This is a genomic window from Collinsella sp. SGI.095, from assembly GCF_050314535.1.
GTDB lineage: Bacteria > Actinomycetota > Coriobacteriia > Coriobacteriales > Coriobacteriaceae > Collinsella.
On sequence record NZ_JBNPNG010000011.1, the window covers coordinates 36,387 to 57,360 of the forward strand.

At 57.2% G+C, this 20,974-nt stretch carries 16 protein-coding genes; 9 read left to right on the forward strand and 7 right to left on the reverse strand.

Annotated elements, in window-relative coordinates:
* Positions 1–5 precede the first annotated feature (5 nt).
* Positions 6–176, reverse strand: coding sequence for a hypothetical protein (locus ACQRCA_RS05600; RefSeq protein ID WP_195838573.1), 171 nt, complete (start codon positions 174–176; stop codon positions 6–8).
* A 159-nt stretch (positions 177–335) separates the two neighbouring features.
* Here ACQRCA_RS05600 and ACQRCA_RS05605 point away from each other — a divergent pair, with 159 nt between their 5' ends.
* Positions 336–923, forward strand: a complete 588-nt coding sequence (locus tag ACQRCA_RS05605) for a hypothetical protein (protein ID WP_427719382.1) — start codon at positions 336–338, stop codon at positions 921–923.
* 126 nt (positions 924–1,049) lie between these two features.
* Positions 1,050–1,946: a tetratricopeptide repeat protein gene (locus ACQRCA_RS05610; protein WP_427719384.1), complete on the forward strand. Its 897-nt coding sequence runs from the start codon at positions 1,050–1,052 to the stop codon at positions 1,944–1,946.
* Positions 1,947–2,014: 68 nt separating this feature from the next.
* On the opposite strand, the gene ACQRCA_RS05615 is transcribed toward ACQRCA_RS05610, so the two are convergent.
* Together ACQRCA_RS05615 and ACQRCA_RS05620 are read right to left on the reverse strand one after the other, a co-directional pair.
* On the reverse strand, positions 2,015–2,347 hold the full coding sequence (locus tag ACQRCA_RS05615) for a hypothetical protein (RefSeq protein WP_427719385.1): 333 nt from the start codon (positions 2,345–2,347) through the stop codon (positions 2,015–2,017).
* A gap of 29 nt (positions 2,348–2,376) precedes the next feature.
* Positions 2,377–2,526, reverse strand: a complete 150-nt coding sequence (locus ACQRCA_RS05620) for a 4Fe-4S binding protein (RefSeq protein WP_427719404.1) — start codon at positions 2,524–2,526, stop codon at positions 2,377–2,379.
* A gap of 271 nt (positions 2,527–2,797) precedes the next feature.
* Here ACQRCA_RS05620 and ACQRCA_RS05625 point away from each other — a divergent pair, with 271 nt between their 5' ends.
* Complete coding sequence (locus tag ACQRCA_RS05625) at positions 2,798–3,151, forward strand: response regulator transcription factor (protein ID WP_427719387.1); 354 nt, start codon at positions 2,798–2,800, stop codon at positions 3,149–3,151.
* Between the two features lie 59 nt (positions 3,152–3,210).
* Positions 3,211–3,684, forward strand: a complete 474-nt coding sequence (locus tag ACQRCA_RS05630) for a flavodoxin family protein (RefSeq protein WP_427719388.1) — start codon at positions 3,211–3,213, stop codon at positions 3,682–3,684.
* Between the two features lie 102 nt (positions 3,685–3,786).
* Here the strand turns inward: ACQRCA_RS05630 and ACQRCA_RS05635 are convergent, their stop codons facing one another.
* Both ACQRCA_RS05635 and guaA read right to left on the reverse strand, forming a co-directional pair.
* Positions 3,787–4,407, reverse strand: a complete 621-nt coding sequence (locus tag ACQRCA_RS05635) for a DUF5714 domain-containing protein (RefSeq protein ID WP_427719390.1) — start codon at positions 4,405–4,407, stop codon at positions 3,787–3,789.
* A 279-nt stretch (positions 4,408–4,686) separates the two neighbouring features.
* Positions 4,687–5,667, reverse strand: a complete 981-nt coding sequence (guaA, locus tag ACQRCA_RS05640) for a glutamine-hydrolyzing GMP synthase (protein ID WP_427719392.1) — start codon at positions 5,665–5,667, stop codon at positions 4,687–4,689.
* Positions 5,668–5,964: 297 nt separating this feature from the next.
* Here guaA and ACQRCA_RS05645 point away from each other — a divergent pair, with 297 nt between their 5' ends.
* From ACQRCA_RS05645 to ACQRCA_RS05665, 5 genes are all read left to right on the forward strand, one after another.
* Positions 5,965–6,969 (forward strand): helix-turn-helix domain-containing protein, encoded by a 1,005-nt coding sequence (locus ACQRCA_RS05645; RefSeq protein WP_427719393.1) that lies wholly within the window; start codon positions 5,965–5,967, stop codon positions 6,967–6,969.
* 155 nt (positions 6,970–7,124) lie between these two features.
* Positions 7,125–11,492 (forward strand): hypothetical protein, encoded by a 4,368-nt coding sequence (locus ACQRCA_RS05650; RefSeq protein ID WP_427719394.1) that lies wholly within the window; start codon positions 7,125–7,127, stop codon positions 11,490–11,492.
* 254 nt (positions 11,493–11,746) lie between these two features.
* Positions 11,747–13,744: a DNA gyrase/topoisomerase IV subunit B gene (locus ACQRCA_RS05655; protein ID WP_427719396.1), complete on the forward strand. Its 1,998-nt coding sequence runs from the start codon at positions 11,747–11,749 to the stop codon at positions 13,742–13,744.
* A 45-nt stretch (positions 13,745–13,789) separates the two neighbouring features.
* On the forward strand, positions 13,790–16,030 hold the full coding sequence (locus ACQRCA_RS05660) for a DNA gyrase subunit A (RefSeq protein WP_427719398.1): 2,241 nt from the start codon (positions 13,790–13,792) through the stop codon (positions 16,028–16,030).
* Between the two features lie 246 nt (positions 16,031–16,276).
* Positions 16,277–17,371, forward strand: coding sequence for an ATP-binding protein (locus ACQRCA_RS05665; protein WP_427719400.1), 1,095 nt, complete (start codon positions 16,277–16,279; stop codon positions 17,369–17,371).
* 108 nt (positions 17,372–17,479) lie between these two features.
* Here the strand turns inward: ACQRCA_RS05665 and ACQRCA_RS05670 are convergent, their stop codons facing one another.
* Positions 17,480–18,010 carry a flavodoxin family protein gene (locus tag ACQRCA_RS05670; RefSeq protein WP_427719401.1) on the reverse strand — a complete coding sequence of 177 codons (531 nt, stop codon included), beginning with the start codon at positions 18,008–18,010 and terminating at the stop codon, positions 17,480–17,482.
* A gap of 710 nt (positions 18,011–18,720) precedes the next feature.
* Complete coding sequence (gene tet(W) / locus ACQRCA_RS05675; protein ID WP_427719403.1) at positions 18,721–20,640, reverse strand: tetracycline resistance ribosomal protection protein Tet(W); 1,920 nt, start codon at positions 20,638–20,640, stop codon at positions 18,721–18,723.
* Positions 20,641–20,974: the final 334 nt, after the last annotated feature.

A 20,974-nucleotide genomic window follows, 5' to 3' on the forward strand; every position in this document is an offset into this window, starting at 1 on the left:
TCACATTAGTCAATTGTGAGTGCATCCCCTGGAGCGATATCCGAAACCTCGCTGCCCAGCGCCAGCACGCCGTGCCAGCCTTCCTGTAAGCCACCTTTCTCGAGGATAAGATCCGAGCTGTCGATCGTACTGACGGCGGGCAGTGGTTTGCCAAGAATCGCGTTGGAAACATCCACCACTTCAAGAGTCCCGTGGCGGCGCGGTTGATGAGAACCTTTGCCGAATGGCGCAAGCCGCCGTGATAATCAAAAAGATGTCCACACGGATTGATATGCTCGCCGATAAAGAGCAGCCATGCCGCAATCTTCTCCGCGGCAACAATACGGAAGGCGACCATGAACGATTGCGGCCAAACAGGCACGCCTAAGGACAGCGCCAGTGCGAAGGATTATAAAAGTGCCCTCGATTACATGCTGTCCGGGCTGAATACCTATGTACGAGACACCGATCTTTCACCTCAGGTCGCCGCGCTCTACAAGCCCGGCACAATCTTTCGCAGCAAGAACCCCGCTGATATATCGTCCCACATTGGCGGCATGAGCACATCGCATCGTCTTCTCATCCTGTTGAACCGCATCATCGATCTAACCGAATTGGAGCAAGACGGCGATCGAGGACACTGTGCGACCCCGTCGGAGTCTCGTTTTTTAGTGCTCGATGCGTACGAATACCACGGAAAGACACAAATTACGCTGCTGCATCTTTTGGACGACGAACGCTGGCGTTACTTTATCGATGCGGTGCCGGCAGCACCCGAACTTGAAATTGATGCCATACGCATCAATTTCAGTGCCGTATGCGAACAGCAGCCCATCAGCGATTTAGCATCCGAAGAATGGCTCGATTGTTGCTCAGACCCCATCGGCGTAAACCCCCAGGGAGAACTGTATTCACCCGAGCCTAAGCCTGCGGAGGCACTTTGACCCGTCTTTGTGGGTGAGCTTGAAAAGCGGTAAGCGCTCTGACCTGCCGTACAGCGAAATGGAAATTCCGCGGTCTCCATCACTTGATACGATACAAAACAGTAGACAATCCGAAAGGAGCAAACGATGGACCTTAATCCCAACAACGCATATGGAGTCGAAAAGGAAGACGTTGCGCGCATGGCAGAACTTGCCGGCATGGAGTTTGTCGACCATGGCGAGGACGAATACAACGAGGGTTTTCCTTCCGAAGATCTTATCTATGGGCCCGAGCAGGAAAAAGACCTCCTCGCCGAGATGGCAAACGTTGCATTCTCCACGCCTGGCGATGATTATGCCCAGTATATCTGCGAAAACAGAGAGCGCATCTACCGTGCGGCCCGTATGTCTTCAGCAGTTAGGGAAATGCTCGTCTTGGGCTACAGGCTGGGAGTTTCGTCCGGCAGCGGAGCCTGTATGAACGATTTAGGCGCCCTCTACTATATGGGAGACCTTGTTGAGCAGGACTACGCCAAGGCCGCGGAACTCTACGAAATGGCGGCCGACGCAGGTTGCTTCCAGAGCATCATCAACCTCGGCTATATCTACGAGTACGGAAGGACTGGCAAGCCCGACCATGCCAAAGCCTATCAGTGGTATTCGCTTGCCGCAGCGCTTGCGCCCTCCAGCGAGGCGGTGTACAAACTCGGCGACATGTTCAGCCGCGGTCGCGCCGTGCCGCAAGATAGGTCAAAAGCATACCGCCTGTACGAACGCAGTCTTGAGCTTGCCCGCGACGATGCAGAGTTCGCCCAGCCCGCCATTCGCATAGCCTCTATGCTCATTGACCCCGACGCCCCCTCTTGTGGCATCGACCGTAATCCCCTGCGCGCGTTGGCGCTCTATCAACGCGCCGAAATCGGTCTGCGCATCGACATCGCCAATGGCATGACATATTACGCCAAGCGTCTCCGCGAGGCCATCGAAGGTCAGGAGAAGGCTCGTGAGCTCGTCGAGATGGACAGTTTTGTGATTGACCGCTAAGTGCCACTTTCGCGCGTCTTATCAACATCAATGATCTGATCCTGCCATGGAGTCCCTCCATGGCAGGATCAGATGTTTACCTTGGCGCCGTCGATGGTCTTGAGCAGGAAATCGCCGTAATTGCTGCCGTCCTCAATCATCGGCATATCTTTATTGGCGGCAAGAAACACCTTTTCCCACAGTGCGCTATCGCTCGAAAGGATATCGTTCTCCTTTTGCATGAGCTTCGCATACAGCTCGGCGGCCTCGTCGGCATTGGTCGGCTCCTGCGCGATGAGCTCCGCGATCTTAGGATCGGAGCTCGTAGATTCGCTCGCGTTGCCACCGGGCGCCGAACATGCCACAAGACACAAGGCCAGCACCGGCACCATAAACAAGGCCGCAATCTTAGAAAGCTTCATGGTCATTCCTCCGTTTTGTCGAAGCTTGTTTACTTTTTATCGGCGGTCAGAGGGAGCTTTGCTGCCGACGCATCCAGGCCATAGCGATAGCTGATGGCATCGACGGGACAGGCCCCGATGCACTTTCCGCACCGGATACATTCGGCATGATTGGACGCGCGGACCACATCGACGTCCATCTGACAAACCTTTGAACACTTGCCGCACGAGACACATTTGCATGCGTCAACCCGAATCCCCAGTAGGGACACCTTATTCATGAGCGCATAGAATGCGCCGAGTGAACAAATCCATTTGCAGAAGGGGCGGTAGAACAAAACGCTCAGCTCTACCACGGCAATGAGAACGACAAGTTTCCAGATAAAGAGCCACCCCAGCGCAGATCAAATACCGGCGTTGGCAATGGCCAGCGGAATGGCGCCCTCGAGCACACCCTGCGGACAAACATATTTGCCCGACTGCGAGACCAAGGTACTGATTCTGTCCGCGCGTGGTGAAGTATCCGTTAAAGTCTCCGGACTCGATGCCGGCGCCAACGATTACCTCACCAAGCCGTTTCATCTGGACGAGCTTGCGGCAAGGATCCGCAGCCTTACCCTCAGACGCTTTACACAAAGCGACATAGTTTTAACCTGCGGAAAGCTCAGCTTTGACACCAAGGCGCGCATCGCTTCCGTGGACAGTGAGGCTCCATCTCTTACGCGCAAGGAAACGGGAATCATGGAATACCTGATGCTTAATCAGGGGCGTCCGGTAAGCCAAGAGGAGCTTATCGAGCACGTTGCGCGGGAATGTGACGAATAACTGCCCCTTTCGCGCACACAAAAGCAAGGGGCCCATGCGCACAGAACCAACGCCATGCCGTGCGCGCGGTGCTGCCCGGTATGAGGGCCCGCCGCTCCGGCCATGTGTTCAACGTGAGCAGCTTGGGCGCTTACAACGTCGGACCGCTCTCGGGCGTGTACTGTGCCACCAAGCGCGCGGTAAAGGCGATATCCGAGACGCTCGACCAGGAGCTCGTGGTGGGTACGCCGGTCTACTTTGCAGGGGCAAACGGCGCGTTGCTCGCGCTGCTCGACCGCGCGTTTTATGCCGCGAGCGTGCACGGAAGACGGTTCGCCGGCAAGCCGGCATGCGCGGTGACGACGCTTTGGCGGGTGGGGTCCACCTCAACACTCGATGAACTGAACCGCTGCTTTACATTCAGTGGCATGCCAGTGGCCTCGTCGACCTACTGGAACATGATGTTTAACAGCGGCGACGACCCCTTTGGCGAGGACATGCTGCGCCAGCTCGGGGAAAACATGGCCCATCTGGTGAGGACGACAAGGGTCTAATGACCCGATAATCCCATCTACATTTGATTAACTTAGCGGACGCCTACTCGACAGCGGGCGTCCGTTGCATATGGGCGCCAACTTGTGGCGCCGCAAGGTCGGTCATTCTGGCTTCGTCGCTTGTGCCTTCAATCTCTCCTCAGCGCTCAGCATCGCAGGATGATACGGACACTTTTCGCCCATGCACACTGTATTGGCCGCATAGCTATCGCAGGCTGGCGTCTTCTCCCATGCTTTAAGCTGTGGTCCGCCGAGCGCGTTAAAAAACGAAACGGCCTCACGAATCGCCACGCGCGCATCTCGCTTGCAGCACCGTGGGCTTCCCGAGCGCGCGATGGCGGCAAGCAGCTCCGAAACCATTAACTGCCCCTCCTGCCAGCCTTCACTGCGCAGCGGCGCATTGCCGCGCACGATTGCATATGCCATGCCCGCAGACGCAGCTGCCCCGCACATGCCCCAGCGGGCACACGTTGCCCCCGGCACGCAATCCGAACGAGACATCAAATCGGCAAGATCGTCTTTGAGCATCGCATCTCGCTCCGCAGATGCTTCGGCGTTGCGCCAGCACGCAAGCAGCACCGCGCCCACAATAAAATGGTGGATGGGGCCAAAATCCACGCAGCGCTCATCTGCCATAACCTCTTCCAAAAGAGCCGCGGGCGCCACCGACACACTGGCCATGAGCATCTCAACAATCCAGCCTGTTTGTTCGTCTTTTGCCATGCGGCATCCTCCTCTAAAACAAATTGTGCGCACACTCCATTATGGCCTTCTTCTGCCCAGCGCGCTCAATGCGAAACAACCTGCTTCGCTCGTGCCGCCAACAAGCCCTGCTAGTTCTCGTCGCAAACCAGCCCTGCTCAGGAGCAACACCAGAGGCGATGGCAGGCACGATGGACAGTGGCAACACCACGACGGCAGCTCTTTTCGAAAAAGAAGGCCCCGCGCAATCGCGCGAGGCCTCCCCATTCATGGAATTATGATCAAAGCAGCCCAAAAAGCTTACTCCCACTCAACGGTGCCGACGGGCTTGGGCGTGAGGTCGTAGCACACACGGCAGATGCCGGGAACCTCGGCTGTGACGCGAGCGGTAATACGCTTGAGTAGTGCCCAGTCGAGCTCAGGCACCTCGGCGGTCATCACGTCGACGGTGTTGATGCAGCGAATGATGCAGGGCCAGTCGTAAGCGCGCTTGCCCTCGCGCACGCCGGTGGCACGGAAGTCGGGCACCACGGCGAAGTACTGCCAGATGGTCAGACCTGCCTTGTCGATTTCCTCGCGCACGATGGCGTCGGCTTCGCGCAGCGCCTCAAGACGGTCGCGGGTAATGGCACCAAGGCAGCGGACGCCCAGGCCGGGACCGGGGAACGGCTGACGCTCGACCATGTTCTTGGGCAGACCGAGCTCGCGGCCCACGACGCGGACCTCGTCCTTGTACAGCAGCTTGACGGGCTCGCAAAGCTCAAACTGCAGGTCCTCGGGCAGGCCACCCACGTTGTGGTGGGCCTTCACGCCATCCTGGGACTCCAGGATGTCGGGGTAGATGGTTCCCTGAGCGAGGAAGCTGACCTCGTCGCCAACCTTGCGGGCCTCCTCCTCGAACACGCGAATGAACTCGGCGCCGATGATTTTGCGCTTGGCCTCGGGCTCCTCGACGTCCACGAGCTTATCCAAGAAGCGATCGGTCGCGTCCACATAGACCAGGTTGGCGTCCATCTGGTTCTTGAAGACGTCGACGACCTGCTCGCTCTCGCCCTTACGCATCAGGCCGTGGTTCACGTGCACGCAGATAAGCTGCTTGCCGATGGCCTTGATGAGCAGGGCCGCGACAACCGAACTGTCGACACCACCGGAAAGGGCCAGCAGGACCTTCTTGTCGCCGATCTGCTCGCGGATTGCAGCGACCTGCTCATCGATGAACACCTGGGCAAGTTCGGAAGTGGTGATACGCACCATGTCGTCGGGACGCTTGTTGGAATCCATGCAAAGCTCCTTTTCGGTTCGATGGGAATGCGTCACACGTATGCAAACGCACCGTCATATGACCTCATTATATGCAAAACAAGATGTGTTTCCCATCACTGCGACAAAGCTTTTTGCAGGGGTGGCAATTTTTCCTACTGTCGAGCTCAGCTAGGCTTCGGTAGCCACCTTGGCAGCATCGCCAATAGACTCTTCCTTTATACGTTCTGCGTAATCGTATGCCATACCCGCAAATTCCAGTCCCGAGTAACAGGAGTACAATTGCTGCTATTGTTGCCAGCTGTTGGGAGATGGAAGATGGACTGCGATGGCTACCCTTGCGTTCCCATGCCGTTGATGTGCACCGCCTTTGTGCCGGGGCAGATTGACGCTGCGGTTGCAGGCATTTCCGACCCCGATTCGCGCGCCATTGCCACGGCAGAAGCGCTGTACTTTCGCGGACAGGCCACCCTCGCTGCCAAGACGGCGCGCCCCTATCTTGACGCCACCGACCCCGCACTGCGCTATTCCGCATGCTTTATCTGCGGATACGCCAGTCTGTCGCTCAACCGTATCGCCGATGCCCGCCGGTGCCTTACTGGCATCCTCGATACGCCGGCCGACGAGGAATCGCCTGCCGTCCACGCCGTGCATATCCTGTTCGCCTCGGCCGCGAGCGTCCTGCTGCACTTGCCTTCCCCGTATTCCGCCGAAGAGTTTTATCCGCTTGCGGCGCATTTGCCCGAAGGCCTGCGCCTGTTCGCCAGCTACGTGATGGCGCACGCCTTGTATCTGCGCGGCGAATATGGCCGCAGCCTGGGCATGGTGGAAAATGCCCTGATCATGAAACAGGGAAGCTATCCCATCTCGGAACTGTTCCTGCACCTGGCGGCTTCCATGGCATGCATGAGCCTCAAGGACATCGACGCCGCAAAGGCACATTTCGGAGCCACTTGGGACATTGCGCGCCCCGACGGCCTTATCGAGCTCATTGGCGCGCACCACGGCCTTTTACAGGGGCTCATCGAAGCGTGCCTAAAAGCGCAATACCCTGACGATTTCGCACGCATCATCGAGATTACGTATCGATTCAGCTACGGCTGGCGGCGCATCCACAACCCCGATTCGGGCGAGGACGTGGCCGACGATTTAACGACCACGGAGTTCACCATGGCCATGCTCGCCTGCCGCGGATGGACCAACGCCGAAATCGCACGCCACATGGAAGTATCGCCGGGCACTGTTAAAAACCGCCTATCAGGAGTGTATGCCAAGCTTGGTATCGGAACTCGCGCCGAGCTGGTCGCGCATATGTTGCGTTAGCGACCGGGCTGCCAAGCGCATCGAACGCGTTCCGGAACCCGGCGCTTCGCTCGATCAATTTGGACATTTTGACCCTTGAACGGCACTACCGCCACGGGGCACCTTCTCGCAAAATAGGATTATTTCCTCCGTTATTTGCGGGATGGGAGCCCAAAATGCTTGATCGTCGTTCGCTACTTATCGCCGGAGCATCCTCGCTGGCAGGCATCATGCTGCCTCGCGTGCCGAGCAGCGCAAACGCCTTCATACTGCCATTCGCCCCCACCGAGGCCTATGCCGACGAAGAAGACCCCTTCAAGGTGCTCGTTCTCTCGCGCACCATGTTTGGTGTGGTCGTGGTCGACGTCGCCAACAAGAATATGCCCATCAAAGGAGCCCAGGTCACGCTCGCGTCGCGTTATGCCGCGGGCAAGCAGATCTCCGCCACTACCGACGACGAGGGCACGGCCATCTTTGAGGTCGCGCCGCTTTCGGAAGGCTACGTGGACCAGGCAACGCTTCTCGACGCGTACGACTTTAACGGTGGCATCTCCATCAGCATGGCGGGCTACCGTGATGTCGAGATCCCCCTCACGCGCATCCAGGGCGGCACCGCCATTACCGCGCCCACACGTCCGCTTTCCGACGGTGAGCCGTACTTTCGCCAGCTTACGTTCGACGAGTGGGACATCCAGTACGCCGACGCCACGTTCATGGCACTGCCGAAGGACGACGCCGGAAACGACCAACCCGACACGCACGCCTTTACCGTGCAGGCACATCTGCCACAGGGTGGACAGGCAACGCTGTGCATCAACAAGGTAATGCCCGCCACGAGCAGCTCATCCGAAACCGTCACGCAAATTGGCCAAGTCAAGGCCAGTGCATCGGGTTCGGATAATCTGGCAAGGTTCACACTCGAAGACACGTTCCTCGATGCAGCTTCGGGCCTTCTGGAGGAAGGATGCAAGCTGCGCTTTGTCCTCGACTATCAGGGCAAGACCTATACACTCTCCTCCCCCATGGCCGTTGTCACCGCGCCGGCCGCAAAGGCAGAATCGGGCTCGACCACTATCGTCCCCACCACCATGGACCAAGAGATTACTCCGTTTGATTTCCCGGCGGCGTTTCCCGGCATCGGCGGCAATAAGTTCACGTGCTGGATGCCCTCGTTCCCCATTTTGTTCGATTTCTCTTTTGCCGGATACGTGCTGTTTAGCGGAGGATACAAACCGGTCGGCTACATGAACGATTCGGGCAATCCGGATCCGGAATACTGGAAGAAGTCATCGCGCGAGTCGGGCGCCAAGCAGGCAAACCGCTACCTCGACGAGATGGAGGGGAAGTGGAATCAGTACAAAAGTATGAGTGCCGGTTCGGGCACCGATCCAAGGAACACTAAGCTGCTTCGTCACCACTGCACGCCGCGTTTTACGATGGATATCGCCACACAGCTGTACGGATCGCTCGCCTACGACTGGGTGGGCAAAACCTGGGGTGACAACAACGACCCCGCATTTGGCAATATTAAGGCCCTCTTCCAGGTAAGAACCGACCTCAATTGGACCGAGCAGTTTACCCTAGGACCGGTGCCGTTTTTCCTAAACGTCAACCCCTGGGTGCTGGCGAAGCTGGCGCTCGCCGTGGGTGCCCACACGCACGGCAGCGGCGCGGCGTTTTTTAAAAACATTTCGCTCGACTATTCAAACACCTCGGGCTCGTTCACCATCCAGATCGGGCTTGCCGTCACCTTTGGCGCCGGCGTTGCAGGCGTCGCTTCGTCTGCCGTGCGCGGCGCCGCATCCCTCACGCTGTTCATTGGGCACGAGAAGGCAGATGGACACCAGCTTCCGCGACTGCGCGTAGGTGCAGACGTCGATGTCGATGTGATACTCCAGTTCGTAATGTTCAAGTGGACCACCAAGGCTTGGTCGGGGTCGTGGCCCACACTTCTCGATTCGTGGAATATGTCGGTGAACAATGGCAACCAGTATGTGCTCCAGCGCTCTGAGCTCGCATTGGGTGGAGATACGCCTTACACGTTGGATGCCTGCTTCGGCACGGCCGGCAATGCCGAGGCAGGCGGCGTGCCGCAATTTATCGCATCGGCCACCATCGTCACCAACGCCGAGCTGCTCGCACGCGCCGAGGTTAAGGCCACTGCCGCAAACGTCGCGCCTGTCGTGCGCGATTGGGATCAAGCGGTCACGCGCATTGAGCTCGAGGCGGATGCAGAAAGCGACGACACGGGACAGATCGAGCATTTCGTCCATACACTGATAGAGAACGACGAAAACGCCGCGCCGATGTATGAGTACACCTATATCGGGCAGGCGACGAACGCCGTTGCGGACCCCAACGCCAATTCTGCTGGTGTATCGGAGGACGAGCGTGGCGGCATAAAACCCTCGAGCGACAACGTGCTGTTTACTGGCGTGCTCAGCGAAGCTCACATGAAGCTGGCAATGATTGCCGGCGTAGAATGCCAGTTCCGTATCGCCTCGGTGCGCTACGGCGACAATGGCCGCTCGCGCCTGGTGGTGCACACAAAGGCAAACGGCACGTGGTCCGCTCCCACTCCCGTGGACTTTCCCCTTGGGTTTGGCGAGGGCGACGTGGAGCGCGACGGCATATTCGATTACGACTTCGACGTGGTGGAATATACGGACGGAAGAGGAAACCAGGACGCCTACGTGCTGCTGATCTCGGGCGAGCGCCCCGCCGGTGACAACACCCTTTTCGATACGGCAAGCACAGCCGGCATACTGTCCGTCGTGCGCCTGCGCATAAGTAATAGCGAAGTTCGCGTGGTGTCGTATACGTCGTGGCGCAGCATCTCGCGCGGCCGCCTTCAGGAGGATGGCTACCATTGTCTGCAGTGCCCGCGTATCACGGTGGGCAAGACGCTCGTCGACGGGCGCCTGTCGGGTGCCTACCTCCACCGCCGCGGAGCCACCGCAGAAAAGGCGCTCGGCAGCGAGGCCGAGGTTGCGCTGGAATGCTTTACCTTGTGGTCGGATGATTTGGGCGACAGTCTCACGTTCCGTCAGGTCCTCCGCTTTCCGCAAGCACCGTCGAGTATCGAGCTGGGCGAGCCCGAGAATATCAACGGCAAAATGGTGGTGTCCGTTGCGTACGAGACCGCAGACGGTTGCGGCTGCGCATCGTACGCCGTGATCGGCCAGTCCATTGCGTGCTGGGACGTTATGTCACCAGACGACACGGTACCTCATGCGGTGCCATGGCCACAACATTCGGGCTTTTTGGCAACCGTCAACGAGCAACTGCAGCATATTACTTGGACGCGAGGCGCATCGGCATTTGCAACGCAGCCCGTGGGTGCCGCAGGCTGTGGCCCGGCATCGTTTAGCGTAAGCAACAACGGCAGGTGCGTGCTCTATGTAGAGAACACCGATGGCAAGGTGGGACAAACCTACGACGAAGAAGGCAACCCGGTAGCAGTGATGGGCAAGCACTTCCGCATCTTCGCCAGCACCTTGGCAGGCGATCTGTTCACGGAGCCGTTCGTGATGTGCGAGCTGGACCATCCCGTCGATCAGATAACGACATTTTTGACGTCGGGAGGCATGCTCTCCGCACTCGCCACGCACATTGTGAGCGCGGAGAAGAGCGAGGCAGAGCTGCACGGCATCGAAGTGCCCTTGGTGGCGTGTGCCACTCCGACGGGCGCGGTCGCTACCTCGGGCGCGGTGGTACCCGGAGCAGCAGGCGAATCCTTCATGGTCACGGTGCGAAACGACGGCAACACCTTGCTGACCGCCGGCACGATCGATCTGTACCGAGAGGGCTCCAGCCAGCCGTTCTCCAGCGCATCCATCGGATTCGGACTGAACGCACGCATGGTTTCGATCTACGATCCAGAGCTTGCCGAGGATGCTTCGACCAAAGACATGGCACACGTGAAGTACGCGCTCGAGACGCTGGGCGCACGTTTTGCAACGCACCCGCTGGTAGCCGACAACGGCAACGCCGTGCTGGCACCGGGTTGCACGGCACAGTTCCGCATGAGCTTCGCCATCCCCGAGAGCTGGAGCGACGAAGTGGGCAAACGCGTAACGCTGTATGCGAAGGCGCATAATCTGGTGGCGCTCGATCCCGTAACGCTCGAGGAAATTCGACCGGGTGCAAACTCGGCGCTGGGTGCCGTACTGCACGAGCTTCATGTGCCCGACGCGGCATGCGAACGCTCAGAAGTTCAGGTCGGCGTATGCGACAGCGCGGATACGACGGGGCTTCACGATGCACCGATGACGGCGGACGACGGTGGCGGCTCGAGTGGCGGCGGTACTGACAAGGGCGGCGGCTCCGGCGGAAGCAGCTCCAGCAGCGGCAAGGACCACAACAATAGCAAGCGCCCCGGAAAAGCGGGCGCGCTTGCGGGCACGGGCGATACATGCGCTCCCCTTACGGCAGCCGCTGCAGCACTCGCCGCGGCAGGCGCCGGCCTCGTCGCCTACAGCGCCCGCCGCACGGCGCTCGAAGCCGATACCGCCAATGAGGTCAATTCGGATAGGCCCCGCTAGCTCCTAGTTACTTTTATGAGAGACGCTGACTCGGCTCATTCGTCATCGCTATGCGGACATTACAACTTCGGTTCGCAATTCAAACTTACTCGCACAATACCGACTCGGTTTTGTGCGAGTAAACGAAACCTCATCGAACTCCGAACGATTGTTCGATGGATTTCGTGTTGGTTGGAATCGCCCAAGGGCTGGGCTATGCTACCTTGACTATCTATATGACTAAAACGCGGCAAAGGAGCATCGAGAGAGCGAGCATGGCAAAAAACACCGCAAACTATGGTAACGACAGTATTCGTCAGCTCAAGGACGAGGAGCGCGTACGCCTGCGCCCTGCCGTCATCTTTGGCTCGGACGGGCTCGACGGCTGCGCGCATGCCGCCTTCGAGATCCTATCCAACGCCGTTGACGAGGCGCGCCAGGGCTACGGCAAGCTCATCACCCTTACCGCCTTTCGCGATGGCTCCATTCAGGTAGAGGACAACGGCCGCGGCTGCCCGCTTGACTGGAACCCCTCCGAGAAGCGCTTTAACTGGGAGCTCGTCTTTTGCGAGCTTTACGCCGGCGGTAAGTACAACAACAACCAGGGCGGCGACTACGACTTCTCGCTCGGCACCAACGGCCTGGGCTCGTGCGCAACCCAGTACGCCTCCGAATACATGGACGTCACGGTTTGGCGCGACGGCAACAAGTACTCCCTGCACTTTAAGAAGGGCAAGGTCGTCGGCGCCAAAAAGAAGGCACTCGAGATTGAGCCCAGCGACGAGAACCGCACCGGCACCACCATCAAGTGGCGCCCCGATCTTGAGGTCTTTACCTCCATCAGCATCCCCCACGATTGGTATCGCGAGACCATGCGCCGCCAGGCCGTGGTCAACGCCAACGTGACCTTCCGGCTGCGCATCGAGGGCGACGACGGCGAGTTTTCCGAAGAGGACTTCTGCTATCCCAAGGGCATCGAGGACTACGTGCTCGAGAAGGTCGGTACCGACTACCTTACCGAGCCCTTCTTTATCGAGGCCGACCGTCGCGGTCGCGATCGCGAGGATCTACCCGATTACAACGTAAAAATCACTGCTTGCATGTGCTTCTCGCGCACTTTCACGATGCAGGAGTACTACCACAACTCCTCCTGGCTCGAGAACGGCGGCTCGCCGGAGAAGGCGGCCCGCAGTGCCCTCACCAGCGCCATCGATGCCTACATTAAGCAACAGGGCAAATACAACAAAAACGAGAGCGGCATTAAGTGGCAAGATGTCCAGGACTGCCTGGTGCTGGTGACCAACTGCTTCTCCACCCAGACGTCCTACGAAAACCAGACCAAGAAGGCCATCAATAACCGCTTTATCCAGCAGGCCATGACGGCATTCTTTAAGGAGCGCCTCTCGACCTACTTGATCGAGAACAAAGATGCCGCCAACAAGATCATGGAGCAGGTGCTCATCAACAAGCGCTCGCGCGAGAATGCCGAGAAGACGCGCCAGAGCATCAAGACCAACCTGCAGCAGAAGACCGACATGGCCAACCGCGTGCAGAAGTTCATCGACTGCCGCTCCAAGGACAAGAGCCGTCGCGAGATCTACATCGTAGAGGGCGACTCGGCAGCAGGCGCCATTCGCACCTCGCGCGATGCCGAGTTCCAGGGCGTTATGCCCGTCCGAGGCAAAATCCTCAACTGCCTAAAGGAGGACTATCCGCGCATCTTTAAGTCCGACATCATCATGGACCTCATGCGCGTGCTGGGCTGTGGCGTGGAGATCAAGGACAAGCGCATCAAGAACCTGGGCGCCTTTGACTTGGACAACCTCAACTGGAACAAGGTCATCATCTGTACGGACGCCGACGTCGACGGTTATCACATCCGTACGCTCGTGCTCACCATGCTCTATCGCCTGGTGCCCACGCTTATCGACGAAGGCTACGTGTATATCGCCGAGTCGCCGCTCTACGAGATCAACTGCAAAGAGAAGACCTACTTTGCCTACACCGAGCTCGAGAAGAACGGCATTCTTAAGGAGATCGGCGACCAGAAGTGCTCCATCAACCGCTCCAAGGGTCTTGGTGAGAACGACCCGGACATGATGTGGCTCACCACCATGAACCCCGAGACGCGTCGTCTGATCAAGGTGGAGTCCGAAGACGTCACCAAGATGGAGACCATGTTCAACCTTCTGCTGGGCAGCGACGAGGCGGGCCGCAAGCGTCATATCTCGGAGCACGGCAAGGAATACCTGGACCAGCTGGACCTGCAGTAGCAGCAAATCGATAACGACGGCCCATAAGAAGTTCAAGAGGAAATCGTGGCAAAGAAGAAGACGAAGAACCAGCCAAAGAAAAAGCAGGTCAACGCCGAGAACGTCATCGGCCTGCACTCCGAGGTCACCAATCAGCCGATCACGCAGACGCTCGAGGTCAACTACATGCCCTACGCCATGAGCGTCAACGTCTCGCGTGCGTTCCCCGAGATCGACGGTTTTAAGCCCTCGCACCGCAAGCTGCTCTACACCATGTACAAGATGGGCTTGCTCAAAGGTGAGCGCCAGAAGAGCGCCAACATCGTGGGCCAAACCATGAAGCTCAACCCGCACGGCGACGCCGCAATCTACGAAACGATGGTGCGCTTGGCCACCGGCAACGAGGCGCTGCTCGCCCCCTTCGTTGAGTCGAAGGGCAACTTTGGCAAGTACTATTCGGGCGACCTGAGCTACGCCGCCTCGCGTTACACCGAGGCCAAGCTCTCCCCCATCAGTGCCGAGATCTTCAAGGACATCGACAAGGACCCGGTCGACTTTGTCGACAGCTACGACGGCGCCATGAAGGAGCCGCGCCTGTTGCCCACCACGTTCCCCAACATCCTTGTCTCGGCCAACAAGGGCATCGGCGTCGCCATGGCGTCTGACATCTGCGGCTTCAACCTCAACGAGGTATGCACCGCCACCATGCACTACCTGCAGGATCCTAACTGCGATCTGCTCGAGTACATGCCCATGCCCGACTTCTCGACCGGCGGTGAGATTATCTACCGCCGCGAGGAGATGGAAAAGATTATCGAGACCGGCCTTGGCAGCTTCCAGATCCGCTCCCGCTGGCGCTGGATTCCCGAAGAGCGCATTATCGAGGTCTACGAGATCCCCTACACCACCAAGACCGATGTCATCATCGATCGCATCGTCAAGCTCTCCAAAGAAGGCAAGGTTAAGGAGATCGCTGACATCCGTGACGAGACCGACCTCTCGGGCCTGCGTATCGCCATCGATCTTAAGCGCGGTGTCGACCCCGACAAGCTCATGGCCAAGCTCTATCGCTCGACTACGCTGCAGGATTCGTTCTCATGCAACTTTAACGTGTTGGTCGATGGTTACCCCCGCGTTATGGGCGTACGCCAGATCCTGCACGAGTGGGTCAAGTGGCGTATTGAGTCCACGCGTCGCCGCATTAACTTTGACTTGGGCAAAAAGTCCGAGCGCCTGCACCTGCTGCACGGCCTTGAGGCGATCTTGCTCGACATCGACAAGGCCATCGCCATCATCCGTGGCACCAAGCTCGAGGCCGAGGTCGTGCCCAACCTTATGAAGGGTTTCGACATCGACGAGACCCAGGCCGAGTTTGTTGCGGAGCTTAAGCTCCGCAACATCAACGAGGAGTACATCCTCAACCGCACCAAGGACATCGCCAAGCTTGAGGGTGAGATTGCCGAGCTTGAGGAGATCCTTTCGAGCGAAGAGAACATCAAGAAGGTCATCAGCGACGAGCTGGCCGCGGTCAACAAAAAGTACGTGATGCCGCGCCGCACGGGTAGGATTGAGCCCCATGAGGTTATCGAGGTAAGCCTGGAGCCCGAGGTCGAGGAATATCCGGTGACCATCATGCTCTCGCGCGAAGGCTATCTCAAAAAGATGACCGACCGCGTGCTCAAGAAGGCGGCCACGCTCAAGTACAAAGACGGCGACAAACCCTTTATCGAGTTCCCGTCCTCCAACACCCACGAGCTGCTGGTCTTTACCAACAAGAGCCAGGTATACAAGTGCAAGGTTGCGGCGTTTGAGGACACCAAGTCGGCCCAGCTGGGCTCGTACTTGCCCACCGACCTCGAGATGGAATCCGACGAGAGCGTGATCTGGGTCATCGACCCCGAGGACTACAAGGCCGACGTGCTGTTTGTCTTTGAGAACGGCCGCGTGGTGCGCGTCGCGCTTTCTGGATACGTCACCAAGACCAACCGCAAGCGCCTCAAGAACGCCATCTACGGTGGCAGCAAACTGCTCTATGCCCAGGTGCTCAAGGAAGACCGCGACATCGCGCTGGTCTCGAGCGACTACCGCCTGATGAACTTCAACACGTCGCTGCTCAAGACCAAGACGACCACCAACACGCAGGGCGTCCAGGCCTTTACCGCCAAGAAGGGTCGCTCGGTCACCACCGTCGGCACGACCGAGGAAATCCTTGGCGCCGGCGTCTCGGCCGAGAAGTTCACCGCGCAGAGTCTCCCCTCTGCCGGTGCCCTCATGAAAGAAAACGACATGCCGAGTTTGTTTGACTAGGACGACGGCAACGAGATCGTTAGACACTTCGCAAAGCGACGAGGCCCGGAACGCAACGGCATTGCGCCCGGGACTCGTCGTTTTTCTTCTCAACTATTTTTTAACGCAGATAAATTGATTTCTGCTTATTTTTCTGCGTAAAACATGTCAGCGCCACTGCTTCGATGCCCTTTGGTCTGTCGTTAGCAAAACTTGCAAAAATTAGCAAAACTTGCAAAAATTAGCAAAACTTGCAAAGGAGCTACCATGGAGTACAGCAAGAACCCCTTTACCCCAACATTTGGAAGCGTCCCTCCCTTTCTAGCGGGTCGCGAGCATATCCTGCGCGACATCAACCGTGGCTTTATCAACGGCCCGGGAGATCCCAACCTGTCGACTATTTTTACGGGCGCAAGGGGAACGGGCAAGACGGCGCTTCTCTCGCTCCTTTCAGAAACGGCGCTTGAACACGGCTGGATCGCAGCAAATGTCTCCGCCATGCCAGGCATGCTCGAAGATATTATCGAGCGAACCAAAGAAGCCGCAGATAGCTATCTCTCACAGCCTCACGCGCGCATAAACGGCGTTCAAATTGGTCCAGTGGGCATCGATTGGACATATGCTCAAGAGGCCCAGGGCAACTGGCGCACACGCATGAATGGTATCTTTAAGCAACTCGAAAAACATGACATAGGACTTCTCATCACCATCGATGAAGTCACCGTCGATCTCGAAGAAATGCTTCAATTTGCCTCTGTTTACCAGCACTTTGTACGCGAAGGTAAAAAAGTTGCCCTACTCATGGCAGGACTGCCCTACAAAGTATCGGCGCTGCTGCGTAACGATTCCGTCTCGTTCCTCAGGCGTTCCCAATATCATCAGTTAGGACGAATCACTGACGTTGAAATTGCAAACGCGTTTCGCAAAACCGTTGAGGCCGGAGGACGTTCAATCACACCAGAAGCGCTCGAGGATGCTGTGAAGGCCGTCGACGGATTCCCCTACATGATGCAGCTCGTCGGATATCGCACATGGGATGTTTCGGAGAACTCGCCCAAAATCAGCGCACCTGATGTCCAGCAGGGTTCTCTGCTTGCCCGTATGGAGCTGCGCGATCGAATTCTCGAAACGACCTATCGGGAGCTTTCCGATAAAGACATTGAGTTTTTGCTCGCGATGCTGCCCGACTCTGGCCCCAGCAGGGTCTCGGAGATAGCCAAACGCATGGGCGTTGCCGGCAACTATGCAAGCCAATATAAACGCCGTCTCCTCGAGGACGGCGTCATCGGAGAGCGCGGGCGTGGTCTCGTTGGCTTTGACATCCCCGCATTCAGGGAGTTCCTGAGTGAGAAGGCCTCCTAGCACGCCGAGATTGTCCGCAAGGGCAACGGCGCATGGCAATCAACGATTCACCTGGCAAGGACGGCAAGCAGTTCAAATAACACCGATTGCCATGCGTTCTTCTTGTCCTTAGGCGAGCTTGCGAGCGAGATCTCGCACCTCTTCCAACTTGGGCGACGATGCCATGCTGTCGCGCTCGGTCATACCGCTGATGATGACAATGCCCTGGTTCTCCCACTTGCAGTACGCGCAGGCTGACTTGTACATAGCGATCGCCGCATCATAGACCCCCTCGCTGTGGCTATCGAGCAAAAGGGCCGTCTTGGTAAACGGGAAGCCCGTAGCACCGAAGGCGTACAGGCGGTCGATGGCAGCCTTCTCCTGCGCAGTGATATCGAACCAGTAGATAGGCGATGCGAAGACGACCATATCGGCGCCTTTCAGCGACTCGATCACGTCGGCCATGTCATCCTTCTGCACGCAATTGCCCTCGTGGGCGAAGCAATACTGGCACCCCAGGCAACCAGCGATTTTCTTGCTGGCAACGCGGACGACGTCGACCGTATTGCCGCCCTTACGCGCGGTCTCGGCAAACGCCTCGACCATGGTGTCGGTATTGGCGCCCTTGCGCGGGCTACCACTCAATACAACGATATTCATATGGATTCCCTCTTCTTCATGCTGCAGGCGCGCAGTATGTTTTCTTGTAACCAAAACGAATGGACTTAATCAATCGCCAGCAGGCCATATCTCTTGTTCAAGTTCCCTAAAGAAGCTCAAGACGATTGCGATCGCCTTATACAACGTCGAAAACTAACAAGGGAGCCATAGCTGCGCCGCCTGCCCAAATGGCACGCGGTCAAGATGAGCTATGGGGATCGTGACGAGCCGATATCGCTCGCATGCCTCCTTCGGAATAGGCGTCAAGGACAACCGCCTGGATAGTGAGCCAGCCGAACAGGCCTTCGGCCATATCGAGGACGGGATCGGAGCGGACGTGATTCGACTTCGGGCCCTTTAGGGATGACTGACCTCGACGCCTACGCAACCAACTGAAACGTCGGAGGGGTCGGGTCAAATTGAAGGGACTGACCCCGGAAAAGTTCCGGGACCAGTCCCTTGCAGCTTATTTATTTATTGAGCCGTCTAAGTTTGAGCCGCAGTCCACACCCGCGCGGTACCGACTTCTTGTGGCAAGCGAAATGAGAGCGCCTAGTTTTATCAGATGCGCTTTCTTTTGCGCGCGCAGATTGCAGCTGCCAATGCAAGCACACCCGTTCCGGTCAGAGCAGCGCCAAGCACTGTTGCCGTATGATCGCCCGTTACCCTCCATAACTTCTGATTGTTGCCGTCTTGACGATTATGTATCTTTACATTACCTTCTGAAACATATGGCGCACCTTGTCCAGGCGGCTGTTTGGACGGCGGGGCTGGATGACTGGCTTGCCGACAGCGGCCTGATATCCTTTCAGCTCTGTAAGGCATACGCTCCGCCCGTTGGTGTAAAAGGCCAGATCAGTACGGTATGCCTGTATACAGCGGGCGGGAATCTCGCCAGTAATGACAACTTCATCCTTTTTTACCTGGGCCGTTTCGATGGTGGCACAGTATTTCGGTGCATCATGATAAGCCCTGGAAAGGTATTCCTGGGGCGCATAGAGGGTGAAGGAGAGATAAGGTTCCAGCAGTTGCGTCCCTGATTCCTTCAATGCCTGTTCCAATACAATCGGGGCCAATGAGCGGAAGTCCGCCGGCGTGCTGACCGGACTGTAATAAAGCCCGTATTCAAAGCAAATCTTACAGTCCGTTACGTTCCAGCCGAACAAGCCCTGCTCCAGCCCGTAACGGATACCATCCCTGACAGCGTTTTGAAAACTCTGGTTCAAGTATCCCAGCGAAACCCGGCTCTCGTATTGTACACCGGAGCCAAGCGGGAGTGGTGTAACAGACAGTCCGATGGATGCCCAAAACGGGTTGGGCGGCACCTCGATATGGATGGTGTGGCTGGCTGCTTTGAGCGGCCGCTCCATATAAATGACGGAGGGTTCCTTTACCACTGTTTCAAGCTTGTATTTTTCCGACAGCAAAGCGGAAACAACCTCCAACTGCACCCGGCCCAAAAAAGAAAGAATGATCTCATGGGTGATGGAATCCACCTCGTAGCGCAAAAGCGGGTCAGTATCCGCAATCTGCGTAAGAGCGTCCAGCAGCCGTTCTCTTTGCGCTGCCGTTTTCGGCGCAATCGTCGTCCGCAGCATGGGGAGGGGGTCCTCGCGCCACCTTTCGCGAGGAAGCCGGGTTGGGTCCCCTAATACATCGTTTAACCTCACGCTGTCGCTGGGAAGGATAACAATTTCACCCGGATAAGCGGTGTCTGTCCGAACAATTTCCCCTTTGGATGGAATACGCATCTCTGTGATTTTCAGCTTTTCTCTCCCGGCCAGGGCCACCGTATCCCGCAGGCGCAGCGTTCCGCTGTATAGCCGCAGATAGATGAGCCGCTGGTCACAATCTGTATACTCCACCTTGAAAACGCTGCCGCATAGGGCGGCGCTCCCCTGTTCCCCAATCGGTTGGAACAGCCCTGTCACCGCATCCATCAACGGTTGAATGCCAAGGCCCTTTTTGGCGCTGCCATGATAGACCGGGAACAGGGAGGCGTCTTGAACCCGCCGCTGTTCCTCCCGCGCAAGTTCTTCCCGGCTGATCGGTTCTCCTGCGATATACTTTTCCAATAATTCATCGTTATTTTCGATGACCGCATCCCATGCTTCTATGTCGGTATTTTCCTCCAGGACTATTTCCGGGGACAGCGACACCGTCTGCTTGATGATAATATCGGCGGAGAGCTTATCCCGAACAGACTGATACACGCCTTGCAAATCAACGCCAGTCTGGTCGATCTTATTGATAAAGATAACGGTGGGAATGTTCATTTTCCGCAGGGCATGGAACAGAATACGGGTCTGGGCCTGCACGCCATCTTTAGCGGAGATCACCAAGATGGCCCCATCTAAAACAGCCAAAGAGCGGTACACCTCCGCCAAAAAATCCATGTGGCCGGGCGTATCCACAATGTTGACTTTACATCTGTGCCACTGGAAGGAAGTGACTGCCGCTTGAATGGTAATCCCACGCTGCCGCTCCAAAAGCATGGTGTCCGTCCTCGTTGTCCCTTTTTCGACGCTCCCCGGTTCTGAAATGGCTCCGCTGGCATATAGCAGGCTCTCCGTCAAGGTTGTCTTTCCAGCGTCTACATGGGCAAGAATCCCGATATTGATAATGTTCATGTCTATCCTCCATACAAGGCCCAAATGGGCGCAAAAATCCCCAGCGGCTAATACTTTTACCGCTGGGGATCATGACTTCGGACAAACAGAAGTATGACGGCTTACATGAGCCGCTGTCCGTCACGATATTTACTAAAAAGGCAAAAGTATTCTTAAATTGGGTACAAAAACTAAGCCCCTGCAAGGGGCAATCATTTTTGCGCCCATTATCAAATTTTATTTAAGAATACCTTGCCGCATATTTTTTACTCCTTTTCTGGACTTGAATTATTATATCACATCAGTTTTAGGAAAACAAGTAGGTGACGCATAATTTCTTTCGCAAATTGACAAC